Source organism: Thiorhodococcus mannitoliphagus (assembly GCF_010915725.1).
GTDB classification, from domain to species: Bacteria; Pseudomonadota; Gammaproteobacteria; order Chromatiales; family Chromatiaceae; genus Thiorhodococcus; species Thiorhodococcus mannitoliphagus.
Window position 1 is genome coordinate 23,025 of sequence record NZ_JAAIJR010000048.1, and the last position, 16,099, is coordinate 39,123.

Annotated in this window: 11 protein-coding genes; 3 read left to right on the top strand and 8 right to left on the bottom strand. The window is 61.7% G+C overall.

From position 1 onward, the window contains the following. Positions 1–275 precede the first annotated feature (275 nt). The 3 genes from G3480_RS13125 to G3480_RS13135 form a co-directional block, all read right to left on the bottom strand. Entirely contained in the window at positions 276–2,375 is a 2,100-nt protein-coding gene (locus G3480_RS13125; RefSeq protein ID WP_164654346.1) for a TonB-dependent receptor plug domain-containing protein, read from the bottom strand. 629 nt (positions 2,376–3,004) lie between these two features. Then, the gene (locus tag G3480_RS13130; protein WP_164654347.1) at positions 3,005–3,844 is read right to left on the bottom strand and encodes an ATP-grasp domain-containing protein; all 840 of its coding nucleotides are present in this window, start codon (positions 3,842–3,844) and stop codon (positions 3,005–3,007) included. A 22-nt stretch (positions 3,845–3,866) separates the two neighbouring features. Then, positions 3,867–5,948, bottom strand: coding sequence for a molybdopterin-containing oxidoreductase family protein (locus tag G3480_RS13135; protein ID WP_164654355.1), 2,082 nt, complete (start codon positions 5,946–5,948; stop codon positions 3,867–3,869). 518 nt (positions 5,949–6,466) lie between these two features. Here G3480_RS13135 and G3480_RS13140 point away from each other — a divergent pair. Both G3480_RS13140 and G3480_RS13145 read left to right on the top strand, forming a co-directional pair. Next, entirely contained in the window at positions 6,467–6,916 is a 450-nt protein-coding gene (locus G3480_RS13140) for a CZB domain-containing protein (RefSeq protein ID WP_164654348.1), read from the top strand. Between the two features lie 160 nt (positions 6,917–7,076). Continuing rightward, positions 7,077–8,267, top strand: a complete 1,191-nt coding sequence (locus G3480_RS13145) for an alkaline phosphatase family protein (protein ID WP_164654349.1) — start codon at positions 7,077–7,079, stop codon at positions 8,265–8,267. Positions 8,268–8,282: 15 nt separating this feature from the next. On the opposite strand, the gene G3480_RS13150 is transcribed toward G3480_RS13145, so the two are convergent. The 5 genes from G3480_RS13150 to G3480_RS13170 form a co-directional block, all read right to left on the bottom strand. Beyond that, positions 8,283–8,687, bottom strand: coding sequence for an SUF system Fe-S cluster assembly protein (locus G3480_RS13150; protein WP_164654350.1), 405 nt, complete (start codon positions 8,685–8,687; stop codon positions 8,283–8,285). Between the two features lie 76 nt (positions 8,688–8,763). Further along, a complete protein-coding gene (gene sufD / locus G3480_RS13155; protein ID WP_164654351.1) occupies positions 8,764–10,089 on the bottom strand; it encodes a Fe-S cluster assembly protein SufD in 1,326 nt (441 codons plus the stop codon). After that, positions 10,086–10,841 carry a Fe-S cluster assembly ATPase SufC gene (gene sufC, locus G3480_RS13160; protein WP_164654352.1) on the bottom strand — a complete coding sequence of 252 codons (756 nt, stop codon included), beginning with the start codon at positions 10,839–10,841 and terminating at the stop codon, positions 10,086–10,088. Before sufC ends, sufD begins: the two co-directional genes overlap by 4 nt. A gap of 23 nt (positions 10,842–10,864) precedes the next feature. Next, positions 10,865–12,310 (bottom strand): Fe-S cluster assembly protein SufB, encoded by a 1,446-nt coding sequence (gene sufB, locus G3480_RS13165; RefSeq protein ID WP_164654353.1) that lies wholly within the window; start codon positions 12,308–12,310, stop codon positions 10,865–10,867. A gap of 1,038 nt (positions 12,311–13,348) precedes the next feature. Continuing rightward, positions 13,349–14,365, bottom strand: a complete 1,017-nt coding sequence (locus tag G3480_RS13170; RefSeq protein WP_240905794.1) for a DUF2333 family protein — start codon at positions 14,363–14,365, stop codon at positions 13,349–13,351. A 469-nt stretch (positions 14,366–14,834) separates the two neighbouring features. Between G3480_RS13170 and G3480_RS13175 the strand changes: the two genes are divergently transcribed. Then, positions 14,835–15,269 (top strand): hypothetical protein, encoded by a 435-nt coding sequence (locus tag G3480_RS13175; RefSeq protein WP_164654354.1) that lies wholly within the window; start codon positions 14,835–14,837, stop codon positions 15,267–15,269. Positions 15,270–16,099: the final 830 nt, after the last annotated feature.

Sequence of the window (16,099 nt, forward strand, 5' to 3'; positions counted from 1 at the left end):
GGCGGCATCGCTCGCATCGGGAACCAATTGATGGACAATTTCCTTAGGTTCACTGACTGGGCGAACGGCCGCTTCCCCCCTTTCGCAAAGGGGGGCTAGGGGGGATTTCAGGCGGCATCGCTCGCGTCAAGAAACGATTGATGGACACTTTCCTTAGGTTCACTGACGGGGCGAACGGCCGGAAAACAGCGCCGGAACCAGGCGGAAGGCCAGCCGCTGACTGCCCTCTCGAGGTCACGACTTCCGCGTTGCGATCCCTGTGTGAGCGATGCGTGCTACTGCCATTGATAGGACAGCTGCATCCACCAGGTGCGCTCCTCCAGCAACCTGTAATCATCGCGATAGGTGTAGGCCGCCGCGGGCGATTTGATCTCTTGCGCCAGCAGGTTCTTGACGCCGGCCCGCAGCGTCAGGCCTGGGGCGCCAACGTTGAACCAGTTCAGCGTCAGAGCCAGATCCTGATAACCGGGGAGCCGATCGCTGCGCGGATCATCCGCCGCGCGATGACGATCGCCGACGTAGCGCCAATGACCGCTCAAGAGCACATCGCTGTGCGGACGATAGAGCAGACTGAGGTTACCCAGCCAGTCGGCCGCGCCTGCCAGCGACCCCCCGATGTCCTTGTCCAAGGTTTCGCTGTAGCTAAGGTTGGCCAGCAGCTTCCAGACTGGGCTCAGGCGCTGCTCCCATTCAGTCTCGACCCCTTGAAGACGCGCCCGCCCGCGGTTGCGATAGCTGCTGCTCTCGATGACGATCAGGTTCTTGGCCTGAGCATGATAGAGCGTGGCGCGCGCGACACTGGTGCCGCGCCGAAAGATGTAGCCGAGTTCGCTGGTGGTCACGGTCTCGGGCTCAACGGCGAATTCGCGGAGCGCCGAGGTGCCGGCATTGCCATAGACTTGCAACAGCGTTGGCGGGAAGAATGCTTCTGCGTACTGCGCCTTGATCAGATGCTCGTCACTCAGAGTCCAAACCGCGGCCAACCGAGGTGAAACATTGTCGCCGACATCGCTGTAGCTGTCGTAGCGCAGGCCGGCCGTCAACTCCAGCGGCTTGAAGAGACGGAATTGATCTTGGACCGCGACGCTGCGGATGGAGCGCGCTGCATCCTCGTCGATGAAGTTCTGGTCGCCGCTGTAGCGAGGCCTTGTCGCGAGCGGCTCGAGCGTCTCCGCATCGCCGTTGAAGACCCACCAGGCATCCTTGATCTGGACCTTGGACGCCGACAGGTCGAGTTCCCAACGATGGCCACTCCACCCGCGCCAATCGAGGTTGAGTTCGACCTCCTCGCGGCTGAGCCTGATGTAGTCCTGGATGAAGACACCGTCCGGGTAGATGTTCTGGGAGTCCAGGGGATAAGGCACGCCCGCTGGGAGCACCTCCTCCGCCCATTCTCCGACGTACTGCGACCAGATGAGCTTGAGTTCGGCGCTGAGCGTCTCCGTCGGATCGAGTTGCTGGCGCACCTGAACCAGAGTTTGCTCGGTGAAGGAGGTATCCGCGCCCTCGGTCCACTCGGGTAGCACGTTCAGCGCGCCAAAGAAGGTGCCGCCACGGCTGCGACTGGACTGCGCCAGCACAGAGAGCTTCTTATAGTCCAGCGAGAGCACGGCGAGTCGAGCATTCTCGGCATTGTTGATCTTACCCGGGGCCTGGGAGCGATCGCCCAGGTCCATTGCGTAGAGCAGGTCGGCTCCCGCGCTCACCTCGACTCCCTGCGTCTCCCAGCCGGCGGCATTGAGACTGAGCCGCCAATCCTTGCTTGGATCCTGGGTCGATAGGACCGCTCCAGCACCGTAGCTTTCACCACTTGCCGCGCGCAGATAGACGCGATTCTCGTGCTTGCGGGTGATGACGTTGATGACTCCGGCGAAGGCGTGCTCACCATAGAGTGCAGAGCCGGGGCCGCGGATCACCTCGATGCGCTCTACTTGCTCGACCGGGATATAGAGGATGTTGGAATAGCCGCCGAAGGCATTGTTCATCGGCGCCGAATTGAGCATCAGCTTGACGTTGCCATTGGCATGCTGAAAGCCGCGAATCGAGACGCGCAGTCCGCCATTGTTGTTGCGATCCACCTGCACTCCGGGAACCAGCTCCAGGGCATCCCAGACGGTATGCACGCCGAGCGCGACGAGTTCATCGCCGGCCAACACGCTCAGCATACCCGGCACATAGTCGGCGTTCATGCGCGTCTTCGTCGCCAAGGTCGACACGTCATCGATGACTGAGAGCAGATCTGCCCTCGCCGCTTGGTCGTCATTGGAAGCCTCGAGACGAGACCTGGTCGCCGCGCTCGCCTGCTCGCCAGCCCCGCCCCGCAGGCTGAATGCGCTGAGAAGGACGAGTATCGACAAGCGGAGGAAGGACGTCATCGCTATCAAAGTGCCAGGGATAGTGAGTCGAACGGAGAGGCGCAGTGCATCTCCAAGGATTTCTGAGCTGGGTCTATCCCTGATGTGAGCGGCCCCCGAAAAAGCGACAGGGCAGAACGGCGGCTAACGGGAAAGCTGAGCTTTTTGAGCCAATAACCTAGAAAGAAGTATCGAGCCGCTCGGAGCACGAAGCCTACAACGAACCTCAATCGGCTGCCTGCCTGAGTGCATCCACCCAGGCAGGCGCGGCGCGCAAGCAGCATAAACCTTTATTTTTAATTACTTATACTGTGACTTTGATCACCGACGCTAGGCTTGACGCAAAGCTGTCCGACCACGCGAATGGTAGCGAGCCAGACGACCAGGTGTCCATGATGTTGTGCTCAGCGTCGATCTAAGGTCCCTGCGGTTCTCACTCTTGGAACCGGGACTCTTGGAACCGGGACTCTTGGAACAGGGACTCTTGGAACAGAGAGTCAGCAGAGGATCCCTGCCAGCTCCGAGTGCGAGACAATTTGCACGAGGATGCTTGGGAGCAGAACCCGGATGATCGGTTGAGAAGGATTGCGGAGCTTGCGCTCTTTGCGGCTCAACCGGGCTCGCTCGAGCCTGAATCTCCCCGACAGGGCTCAGCTGACGACGAGACCCAGCTGACCACAGAGTTGGAATCCAATCTCTCGATCGTGACATCTGAGGATCGCGATGCGGTCTGGCGTCTGTGGGTCAGGCTGCATCGCGACACCGGCCGCATTGATGAGCCGTCGCTGCTCGGCGCTCAGGTCGCCGTCGCCGAAGATGGAGATAATGAGGCCGCCTGGCACCGGCGGCGGGATTTCGAAAGGCTCGTGATCGACCAGCGCAACCCAGGAACGCATGAAGTCGGGTCCGTAGAAGTCGAAGAATCCGTTCGACCCGCGGAGATGCGCCTCGATCGGCCGCCCGCCGATCAGTTCGATGTTGCAGAGCCCCGTGTAGCCGGCGAGTTGCTCAGCGGCCCAGCGGGTCAGCTGAGCATCCAGCTCTGGCAGTGCGACGCCGACCTCCCAGTAGACAGATCGCGAAGCGTTCTTCTCGGCAGCGCCCCTGGTGTGAGCCAGCCAGAGCACTCGGCCGTCCTGGACGAGACAATCCGTGCTGGTGTGCGTGCCCTCCAGGCGCTCGCACCAGAAACTGCCAGGCTCAGGCGGGACGGCGTCCGCTCGCAGGGTACGCGCCTTGAGCGACATCCCGGCAAGGTTGACGATGGGCTTGACGAAGACCTCGTCCTCGGCTGTCAGCCCGAATTCCATGGGACTCACGCCGCAGGGCGCCGCCAGGAGCCCGGCCGAGAGCGCGAGATCCAGTTTGTCGTAAAGATGCCGATGACCTGGGTTGAGCCGCCACGCGGCTGCGTCGCTGACGGCGACCTCCGCCCTTGGCTCCGGCCGGAAGACATGCTTGCGCTCGGGAAGCACTCCAATGAAGGGCATGGCTCACTCCGTCTTAGCCGAGTCAGCCGGCGAGGCGCTCGACCTGGCAGAGCCCGGACTTGAAGGGTGGGAAGCCGCTGATGGGGTCGAGGTGGCGATCGTCCGTCAGCTCATTGATGTTGGCGCTGTTCCAGCCGTGGGAGCAGTGGACGACCCCCGGCTTGACCTTGTCCGTCACACGGGCAACGAAACGGACAAGACCACGCGGCGAGCGGACGGCCACGGTCTCGCCATCGCAGATACCCCGCGGATCGGCATCCAAGGGATGGATCTCGACCAGAGGATTCGGCACCGCACGGCGCATCCGCTCGATGTATTGATGCTGGGAGTGCGTATCGAACTTGGTGCGTGCCCCGCTGGTGAGTACCAAAGGATAGTCGAGCGCGATCTCCGGCGTCGCGACCGGGCTCTCGGCCGGCTCGCGATAGCTGGGCAGCCCGTCGTGCCCCGCCTCGCGCAGCTCGCTGGAGTCGAATTCGACCTTGCCGCTGGCGGTCGGGAATCCGCGCAGCCGGTAGAGCCGATCGGCGTCCAAAAAACCGTGCTCGACCAGATCCTCGATCGCATCCGCGTAGACGATGACACCGTCCGGGTTGGAGTACACCTCCTCGCGAAGTTCCTCGGGAATGCCCTCGGCGGCCTCCGCCCACGACGCCTCCAGGTCGCCCTCCCAGAACTGCGCCCCCATGCCCAGACGCTGCGCGATTTCGAGAAAGATGGCGCCATCGGGGCGCGCCTCGCCCTTGGGCTCGACGACAGCGCGCCGGTAGCGCAGCTCGCCCTGATAGGCACATCCCGGATAGGCGATGAGGGCGGGACGCTCGAGACTGGTCGCGGCGGGTAGGACGATGTCGGCCTGCAAGGTCGCCGGGTTGTGGAAGAAGTCCGTCACGGCAAAGAAGTCGAGCGCGGCCAGCGCCTGCTCCATGCGCTTGGAGTTTGGCCACATCGCGGTGTTGATGCCCATCGCCAGCAGGGCATGCACCTGTTGCGGCCGCCCGTCCAGGATGCAGTCCGGCAGCAGCATGCTCTGTCCTGCGGGCCAGTAGCGCGTCCAGATCGGATAGACCTCATCGCCGATCCGTGGCGGCAGATTGTTGCGACAATGGTCGAACAGCTCGATGGGCTTGGGCAGCACCTTGTCGTTGAAGAAACGATTGCCGCCCTCGCGATCGAGGTTGCCCGTCACCGCAGACAGCAGGATCAGTGCGCGATGGTTTTGAAAGCCGTTGCTGTGTTGCACGGTTGCGGTCGGCGACAGGGTGATCTGCGCCGGCGGCGTCGTCGCGAAGATCTCGACGGCACGTCGCAAGTCTTGCTCATCGATCCCGCAGATGTCCGCGACCCGCTCCGGCGTGAACTCGCGCACATAGTCCTGGAAGGCCTCGACGCCACTGCACCACTCGTCCAGGAAGGCCTGATCTTGCCAAGCGTTCGCGAAGATGAGGTGATGAAAGCCCAGCGCCAGGGCCCCATCGGTCCCGGGCCGGATCTGCAGATGGATGTCGGCCTGGTCGACCATGGGGGTGCGCCGGGGATCCACGACGATCATGCGGCGCCGCGGCTTCAGATTGACCAGTGGATGACTGTCGAAGGGGGGAATGGAGCCGCGCGGATTGGTCGACCAAATGAGGTGACAGCGCGTCTTGGGCGACACCACCGTCGAGGTCGTCTTGACCTTGTAGCCGAAGGTGACCTTCTCGGCAACCATGGTCGCCGAGAAGCAGCATCCACTCTCGGTCAGGTAGTTGGGTGAGCCGAACGCATGGGCGAGCCGCTGCAGCTGCGGCCGCGCTTCTTTGGTGTAGCCCGCGAAGAAGGCGACACTGGGCGCTCCATGCTCGGCCTTCACGCGCCCCAGGCGCTCGGCGATGGTTTCCAAGGCCTCATCCCAAGAGATGCGCTCGAATTCTCCGCGACCTTTAGGGCCAACCCGCCGCAGCGGATAGAGCAGCCGCTCCGGGTGATTGCGTCGGTCGATCTGGGCATAGCAGCGCGGGCAATCCGGCCCCTTGATGCTAACCGGCTCGCCCGCTTGGTCCAGTTCGACCTCGATCTGGCAATTCGCATCGCACTCGTAGCAGGTGCTCTTCTTCGTCAACATGGTCATCACACTCTCGCAGTCATCGGGCAAGTAACTCCGGTCTGTCCAGGCGGCTGTCAAGACATCTCCTTCGAAAAATGAGGATTGGGTCTCAGAGCCTTATCGATAGAGCTGGCACCATCCGCGCACAAGCGTAGGCGAATCCGGCCTATTGCTCGCAGCCGGCCCGGCCAGCGTGAATCAGGCATCGCTCATCGAATGGTCGCATAGAAGCCACGAGCGAAGCTGACAAGGCATTCCGGGCAAGAAGAAAAAGATCGATTTCGCAAATTCGGCATCCTGCCCCAGGAGCCGCAACCGCATCGCCTTCAAGCAAACAGACCCAGCCAAAGGCCGGGCAAGCATCGCACGCCTCTAGAGCCGGGGCTCGACCTGCGGTTGAGCGGCGTTGCTCGCATGGATCAGAAACCGCCCGTGCTGCGGACTCGGGTCTCGCAGAGATATAGAGCCAGCAGTCCAAGACAAGGCCGATCTTGGCCGGATGATCACAAAACCAATAAAGAGTGGATGGTGCCTTCATGACAAAGAAAGAGATCCTCACCCAACTGCGTGCCGCCAAGACCGCCCATATCCAGTGGCGCTCCTATGCCCAAGCCCTGATCTCAGGCCTACCGGTGGAGCAGGACCACGTTCCCGTCGTCCACACCACCTGCAAGTTCGGCAAGTGGTACTACGGCCCCGGCCAAAGTCTCTCCTCGCTCAGCGGCTATGAGGCCATCGAAACACCGCATGAGATCCTGCACCAGCTTTACATGAAGATCTTCAAGATCCTCTTCGCGGAAGACGATCGCTCCACGCTCACCAAGATCTTCAGCTCGAAGAGCAAGTTCAACAAGAAGCGGCAGGAAGAGGCAGATGCCATCATGCAAAACCTCCTCGCAGTCTCGCGGACGCTCCTGGAGTCCATCGCCCTGCTCGAGCAGGAGATCCTGAGTATGCCGGAAGAGGAGCTGGCCGCGCTCTACTAGCGGCTTGACGGAACTGCTCTCGATATCCCGTCCCGGCATCCAGCGGACTACCTCTGCTCAAGCTGCTCGGCGCGCCCTCGCCGCAAGATGGCCCGCCATGGTTTGCCCAAGGCGCGGCATTGCTGGGATGATGAGGTGTCTCTAGCGCGGAGCACCTCAGATGCAATCAACTAAGCCCGACTATCAGGGCGGCGGGATCGTTAATCTCATGAGCAGCATCATCCAGGGCCGCGGTGGTCGATCCGACCACCCGCCCCTGAGCCTGCTCCCGCCGCATGAGTTGGCCGGAGCGACCCATGTCATCCTGCTGGTGATCGATGGGCTGGGCGCGGACTGGCTAGCACGTCATGGTCCCGAGACCCTGTTGTCGTGCTCGCTGCGTGGCGCCATCACCTCCGTCTTTCCGCCGACGACGGCCGCCGCCATCACGACCTACCTCACGGGAGCGGCACCGCTCGAACATGGCCTCACGGGCTGGTTCACCTACCTGCGCGAACTCGGTTGCGTGATGACGGTGCTGCCCGGCGAGCCCCGCTACGGCGGCGTTTCTTACCGGCGCGCCGGCATCGATCCCAAATCACTCTTTCCAGCGGCGTCCGTCTTCGCGCGCATCAGTGCGCGGGGGTTTGCGGTATCGCCCGCCTTCATCGCGAATTCCGACTTCAATCGGGTGCACACGAGGGGGGCTGAAATTCTGACGTTCGAGACGCTCGACCAAGCCTTCCGGCAGTGCCTGCGGGTTCTACGCCCAGGGCCGCGTTGGTCGCTCGGCAATAAGCCCCAGGGACCGAGCTACACCTATGTCTACTGGCCGAGACTGGACTCGATTGGGCACGAGTTGGGGATCGAGAGCGACGCGGCCAGGGCGCATCTGCTCGAGATCGACCAGGCCATCCATGACTTCATCCTCGCGGCCAAAGGCACGGATACCCTGCTCCTGGTCTGCGCCGATCACGGTCAGCTCGACACCCTGCCAACCGACGTCATCGACATCGACGAGCATCCGCGACTCGCGCAAACCCTGCTGCTCCCCATCTGTGGCGAGCCGCGCGCCGGCTTCTGTTATCTCAAGGCGGATGCCAGGGCAGACTTCGAGTCCTATTGCGAGCACGAGCTTCGAGGATTGGTCGACCTGATTCCGAGCAGGCAGCTTGTCGAGGACGGCTACTTTGGCGAGGGGATCGCCCACCCTCACTTCATGGACCGCGTGGGCGACTTTTGCATGCTGCCGCGCGGGAGCCGGGTGCTCAACGAGCGACTCCCAAGCGAACCACCCTACCGTCAGATCGGTGTCCACGGGGGGCTCAGCAGCCTTGAGCTGATGGTTCCCCTATCCGTCTTGACAGCCTGAGCGGGCGCCGCGCGGTCACATGAGACCAAGCTGCAGCCTCGCCTCGTCACTCATATTGTCTTGGTTCCAAGGCGGATCCCAAACCAGCGCCACATCCACCTCGCCCACACCCTCGACGCGCGCGACAGCACTCTTGACCATGAGCGGCATCACTCCCGCCACCGGGCAGCCGGGCGCCGTGAGTGTCATATCCACGTGCACACCGCCGTTCTCGGCGATCTCGATCCTATAGATGAGGCCAAGGTCGTAGATGTTGACAGGAATCTCCGGGTCATGGACCTTACGGAGTTCGTCGATGATCGGCTGTCTCAACTCCTCCGGATCGACGTGCTCGACCACGACCTCTTCTTCGACGACGGCCGTCTCTTCCTGTTCTCCGCGCTTCCTACCAAAACCGGCGAAGCGAGCCAGTCTGTTCATGTGCGACCTCTCGGCAACAGGCTATAACCAAAACTCGGGATCCCTGCGGACCCCAAGGACTCTGACAACTCAGCAGTCAGCTCAGCGGTGCTGACTCCAGCCTTTGTCCTACCTGCTCGGTCACGTAGTCGCGTAGCGCCTCCGTACTGAGCTTGTCGATGATTTCCCCCGCGAAGCCCAAGCAGAGCATGCGTCTCGCAATGGGGGCGGAAATGCCGCGCGAGCGTAAATAGAACAGCATCTCGGGCTCGATCCGACCAACGGTGGTGCCATGACTGCACTTGACGTCGTCGGCATTGATCTCGAGCTGCGGTTTGGTATCAAGCTCGGCACTCTCGGAGAGCATGAGATTGCGGTTCGACATGGCCGCATCGGTTTTTTGCGCATCCTCGGCCACGAACACCAGTCCGTCGAAGACCGCCCGACCTTTGCCGTGCAGGATGCCCTTGAAGTTCTCCTGACTCCGGCAGTTGGGCAACTCATGAGCAACGTCGAGGTGATAGTCCATCAGCTGACCGTCGCCCGCCAAGTAGAGCCCTTGGAGATCGCAATCAGCATGCTCGCCGCTAAAGCGCACGCAGAGATCGGTCCTGGCCCAGCGCGCGCCGAGTCCGACGTTGATCCCGACGTAGTTGCTGCCCGTATCCTGGCGCAGATAGAGCCCGGCGATGTGGAAGGCGCTAGGGCTCTCGTCCTGAATCCGCTCGTGAGCAAGGTGCGCATCGCGACCGAGCGAGACCTCGGTCACGCAGTTGGTGCAGTAGAGCGAATCGCCCAGGCTGAGATAGCGCTCGATGAGCGTCGCCCGCGCGCCGGCCTGCATGACCACGAGATTGCGCGGCTGGGCAACGCGCGGCTCATCCAGACCGACGGACAGATGAACCAGCTCGATGGGACGTTCAAGGACTGCGCCGCCGTCGACGATTACCACCACGCCATCATCGAGACTCGCGGTATTGAGTGCCGCAAAGAGTGGCAGATCGTCGCCCGCCACCGCATTCAAGTGCCCTTGCAGAAGGTCTGGCTCGGATTCGAGCAGCTGGGCGAGTCCGGCGATGCGGACCCCCTTCGGCAGCGCCTCCAACGGCGAAAGCTCCGGGATGAAACGACCATTGACCAAGACGACGCGATGGCTGTCGAGACCATCGATCAGGGCCTCCTCAATGTCGTCCCGCTGCAATGCGGTTAGGGGCTCTGTGGGCAAGGCGAAGGCCTGCTCCCGCAGCCCCGTCAAGCTGGTATAACGCCAGTGCTCGTCCTTGCTGGTCGGCATACCCTGCGCGCGAGCCTGCTCCAACGCAGTGCGTCGACGCGCTTCGAGCCACTCGAGTCCGCGACCGCTAGCGGCTCGCGCGGCCTCCGCGACCCAGCCCTCGAAGCCGGTTGGCAGCCCTGTCGTCATGCCGCACGCCCCTCGGTTTCGATCCAACCGTAGCCTTTCTCTTCAAGCTCCAGCGCCAGTTCCTTGCCGCCTGAGCGAATGATCTGCCCTTTGGCAAGCACGTGGACATAGTCAGGCTGGATATAGTCGAGCAGGCGCTGATAGTGCGTCACGACAATCACGGAGCGCTCCGGGCTGCGCAGCGCGTTGACACCACCAGCGACGACACGCAGCGCGTCGATATCGAGCCCGGAGTCAGTCTCGTCGAGGATGGCGAGCTTAGGCTCGAGCAGGGCCATCTGGAAGATCTCGTTGCGCTTCTTCTCGCCGCCGGAGAAACCGGCGTTGACGGCGCGCTTCAGCAGGGAGTCGTCAAGGTGCAAGATCTTCAGCTTTTCCTTGATGAGCCGCAGGAAAGAGACCGCATCCAGCTCCTCCTCACCACGCGCCTTGCGGATGCTGTTGAGCGCCGCCTTGAGGAAGTAGGTGTTATTCACACCTGCCAGCTCGACCGGATACTGGAAGGCCAGGAAGAGCCCGAGGTGCGCCCGCTCTTCGGGCTCGAGTTCAAGCAGATTCTGCCCCTCGAAGGTCGCAGCGCCCCCGGTCACCTCATAGCCCTCGCGTCCCGAGAGGACGTGCGCGAAGGTACTCTTCCCGGAGCCGTTCGGCCCCATGATGGCGTGCACTTCACCTGGCCCGACCTCGAGATCCAGCCCGCGCAGGATCTCTTTATCGCCGACGTTGGCCCGCAGGCCTTTGACAGAAAGCATCGTCGTCTCCGAATGTTGTTGCCTCAACCCACCGCGCCTTCCAGGCTGATGCTCAAGAGTTTCTGAGCCTCGACCGCAAACTCCATGGGAAGCTCGTTGAAGACCTCTTTGCAGAAGCCATTGACGATCATGGAGACCGCGTCTTCTTCGGTCAGCCCCCGAGAGCGGCAGTAGAAGAGTTGGTCGTCGCTAATCTTCGAGGTCGTCGCCTCGTGCTCCATCTGCGCGGACGGGTTCTTGACCTCAATGTAGGGAAAGGTGTTCGCGGTACAGCGGTCGCCGATGAGCAAGGAGTCGCACTGGGTGTGATTGCGCGCACCCTCGGCACGCTGACCGATGCGGACCAGACCGCGATAAGTCTGCCGCCCATGCCCCGCAGAGATGCCCTTGGAGACAATGGTCGACCGGGTCCCCTTACCGATGTGAATCATCTTGGTCCCGGTGTCGGCCTGCTGACGCCCCTTGGTCACCGCCACTGAGTAGAACTCACCGACCGAATCCTCGCCGCGCAGCAGGCAACTTGGATACTTCCAAGTGATGGCCGATCCGGTCTCGACCTGCGTCCAGGAGATCTTGGAGCGCGCACCCCGGCAATCACCCCGCTTGGTCACGAAGTTGTAGATGCCGCCTTTGCCCTCGGCGTCACCCGGGTACCAGTTCTGCACCGTGGAATACTTGATCTCCGCACCCTCGAGCGCGATCAGCTCGACCACTGCGGCGTGGAGCTGGTTCTCGTCGCGCTGCGGCGCCGTACAGCCTTCCAGGTAGCTGACATAGCTGCCCGCCTCCGCAACGATCAGCGTCCGCTCGAACTGTCCGGTGTTGCGGGCGTTGATGCGGAAGTAGGTGCTGAGTTCCATCGGGCAGCGCACGCCCTTGGGCACGTAGACGAAGGTGCCGTCGCTAAAGACGGCCGCATTGAGCGCCGCATAGAAGTTGTCGGTATGGGGAACCACGGAGCCCATATACTGCTTGATCAGCTCCGGGTACTGGTGTACCGCCTCTGAGATCGAGCAAAAGATCACGCCCGCCTCGGCAAGGCTCTCGCGAAATGTAGTGGCCACGGAGACGCTGTCGAATACGGCGTCGACAGCGATGCCGGCCAGCGCCTTTTGTTCCTCAATCGGGATGCCGAGCTTGTTGTAGGTCTCGAGTAAGACCGGGTCGATCTCGTCCAAGCTCTTCGGCGCATCCTCCGGCCGCTTGGGAGCAGAGAAATAGGAGATCGCCTGGAAGTCGATCTTTGGGTAGTCGACTGCCGGCCACTCGGGCTCAGACATCGTCAGCCAGTGCCGGTAGGCCTTGAGTCGAAGCTCGATCATGAAATCGGGCTCGCCCTTGCGCTTGGAGATGGCGCGAACGACATCTTCGTCTAGACCCGGTGGCAAGGTATCGGATTCGATCTCGGTCGTGAAACCGTGCTCGTACTCCGACTTAACGATGTCATCGACGGCTGGGGTTGAAGTCATCGCTCCTGGCTCCGTAGTTTCTTAGTAAATTACTAGGTTTTCAATATACGCCCATACGGGCTGGTTTCAAATCCCCGCATCAAAAGACGTCGAGGTCGCTGCGCGATGCCACGCAGATTCTGTCCATGACGGTCGATTTCAAGCCGGCTAGCCGCTCTCTTTGGCCGAGCCTTCTCTGGGCGATGAGGCCGCGGCGGGCAAGACTCCGGAAACAAGCCCGCGCCATCGACGCTTGGATATCGAGAGGTGTCGAGCGTACATCAACGCGAGATTATATCTCAGGTTTCGGGGTTGAAGTTCGCCATGCTGAAGGCCTTTCGAGCAGCCCGGGCACTCCCTAGGAGCCTGTCCGACTTAGGATGAATCGGCTGCGGAATCGGGAGAAGGGTCCCTTTCGCCCCGCTTTTTCGTTACATAGAACCACTATGCGCCTCAAAACCGGAACGAAATGGCCTCGCTCTCCCACTTCCTCGCTTCGATCCCTCCAAGTCGGACAGGCTCCTAGACGGGAGAGCGAAGTCTGTGTTCTCAATTTGCCGCCTGGTTCCCCGGCGGCGGCGCATGATCTCACCCATGGCCCAGGTTGTGACCCGCCCTCTCTCAGAACCGGATAGGCGACTTTCCCACATCCAGTTCCTCAATCGCCCCCTTCACCGAAAGGCATCCGGGGACGGGAGACGGGAGAAACTCGGGCAAGGCTCGCGCCTCTCGCAGTCGCGCCTATCGGTCTCGGCGCCGTGCTGCGCGGCAGCATGATCAAGGTCGCGATTCTCGATTGGCTGCGCCTTCTGCCGTTGGGGGCTCGCCCTCGCCGACTGAGGCGCCTGGCGAACCGGGGCGGACCTACTGGCCATGTTCGGCGCCTTCCCCGTCAGTCAGATGCAGTCCGAGCCGAAGGTGGTGCGGGCATGTTCGAGCGTCAGTCGATGGGCTCATGCTGACCGAGCCCGCGCTCGCGCCGCTCGGGATCGTGGCGCGGCGGGGCCTGAGTTTAACTGCCCAGTCGATCCAGCATCCTGACGCGGACCAGCTGCGTCATCAGCCGCGTTCGAGCAGCACGCGCAGATCGATCACCGCAGCGTTGGCTCGCGAGATGTAGGATCCCATCACGAGTGAGTGATTCGAAAACAGGCCGTAACCGTGACCATTGAGCACGATGGGACTCCACTTAGGCAGGCTGGCGCCCTGCAGATCCCGCAGGACCTGTTGCAATGAACGCTGGGCATTCTTGTCAGCCAACACGTCGGCGAAGTCGATCGCCAGGGCTTGCATGGTGTGCAGCAACGCCCAGCTGTAGCCGCGGGCTTCATAGAAGATATCGTCAATCTGATCCCAGGCAGTTTGGTCGAGCGACGGCGCACTCTGCAAGACGAGTGCCGCGGTCAGCTCGGTGTCACCCACGCTGGCGCTCAGGCTCTGCGCGTAGCTACCAAGGCGCTTTTCGACGACTTGCAGATAGGCGGTTAGATTGTCGGCGCGCGTGTGGAATTGGGCGGATCGATCGGTACCCGACATCAGTGCGTTCATGTAACGCTGGAGTGCCGCCAAACCGCGCCGATATTCTCCTTCGGTCGATGGCAGCATCCAGGACGAAGCGTCGAAGTTGAATTGCGATTCGGCCTCGCGCAGGTCGACATTCTCAGCCGACTGCGTCTGCGAACGACTGAAATCGTTGCGCAAGGCGCCCACCGAATCGCGCAGTTCCGTCAGCACACCGAATTCCCAATGCGGCGTGTTGTCCATCCACAGTCCCGGAGGCAGCATGTCATTGCTCAGATAGCCGCCGGGTTTGTCGAGCAGTGCCTCGGCCACACCCATCACCGCCGATACGGTCGCGACACCGGGCTTCAGCGTGACGTCCTCGCCATCGAACCGCAGCAAGGCTTCCTCGGATACATCGAGATGTGCCGGCTGGACCGACCAGTAGGCGCCCAACCCGCCAATCACCATGACCAGCAACAACAGAATGCCGCCGATCAGGATACCGAACCCGAGCCCTCGTCGCCCGGCGACTTGAGCCGGAGTCTTCTGGAACTCGCGCGTGGTTTCGTTCATCAGGATTCGCTCCTATGCTTTGTAGAGAAAGACCATTTCAGGCCGCCGCATCGATTAAGGGAGTCATGTCCGAGTGAGGGAGTCATGTCTGAGACATCAGCAAGGGTTCAATATACAGCGCGAAGCGCAAGATGTGGAGTTCGCTGCAGTCGAGCCTCACCACCTATGGGTTTTATGTAGCCAGGGCTTCCAGCCCTGGCAAACCAGGCCAGGATGGCCTGGCTACGCAGGCTTGGAGCGGCTGTTCCGGTTGATTTCGGGAAACCGATAGGTGTTGAGCAGTCGAGCAAACGGGGAACGATTTCGTTTGACTTTTTCTTATCTCAAAAGTTACGAGCATCGCGCTGAACCACGGCAGCATCTCTGTCATGAGTTCAGTCAGGCCATCTCGGCGGCTTCCAGATCTGCCGAGGAAAGCCGCCCCGGCTCTGTGATAGAGTGCGCGCCGAAGCTCATGGAGAATTCGTCGATGATCAGAACTTCCTTGCAAACCCGGCTAGACAGACTCTTTCCCGCGATCTTCCTCGTCGCTCTGCTCGCCGGATGCCAAACCCCGCCCGCTCAAGACACCGCCGCCTCGGCGACAACGGCAGACTCTGCTTGCGTTGCGGCTTGCGACCTCAAGAAGAGCCAATGCGAGTCCCGTCAGAAGCTCAGGCTGCAGGACTGCGAGGCCTATCGGAGCAGTACGGATGGCGGGAAGGAGAATTGTCTGGCCCGCTTCGGGTCGCATTGCGTCGAGCCAGCGGAGTGCCTCGCCCCGGATCTGAGCATCTGTCAATCCCAGCTCGAAGGCTGTCTGAGCGAGTGCCCAGCGCAAACCGATGCGCCCCCCCTTCTCGGCAGAGGCGAAGCACTCAGCATCGACACCCAGGAAGACCCAGGCGCCGACGCACCCAAGTGATGCCCTGTGGCTGATTCTAGGCGCAAATCAAGCAAGATCGGCGCTGTCCCGCGCGCGAGTGGCAGCGATGCGAGCGCCGAATCAGCGGAGGCCAGCACCCTCATCTTCGCCCTGCGGTTCTGGCCTCGTCCGGGCGGTGCTCTTGTCGGGCAACCCCCCTAGCCAGCGCGCCAATCACGCCCAACTGCGTGCGAAAGCGCACTGCAAGAACTGCGAGGTGATGGCAAGCGCGGAGCGAACGACCGGTGAGCGAAGGAGCCGTACCGCCATCGCCCCTAAACTGTTGTCGCTCACGCTACTCCTCTCAGAGTAGTCCCCGCTGATATTTGCCAGTTTCCGTCACCGCTGTTGTCGAGACTTGTGATCCACGACTGGGCCAGCTCGCCCAATCGCTCGGGCGTGACTAGAAGAACGTTCATACGGATGTCACCGAGCTGGTCGAGCTTGGACTCCTGGAGCGCGGCAACGAAGGGGGCTCGTGGTCCCTGACGACGAAATCCTGATCCATGCCGGCATCCGCGATGCGGCCTGATGTCAGGAGCGCGCTGACCCGCTCGCGCTCGACACTGACTGCATATCCGAACAAACCGGACGGTTGAGCAATGCAGGCAACATGGCCGGTGAGGAGGCGGGCGAATCCTAGAAATTCGCGACGCAATCGTTCTTGGAGCTCGTCAATAAAGAATCGCCCTCAGACGCTGTATAGGAACTAAGTAACTGATTCGCTGTCGAAAAAATCTGAATAACATGGCGATTTAATACGAATGCCCTCTTTTCATTCGGAGGAGATCAAGATGAATTCAGACAATGCCCATACACCTTTACGCTAT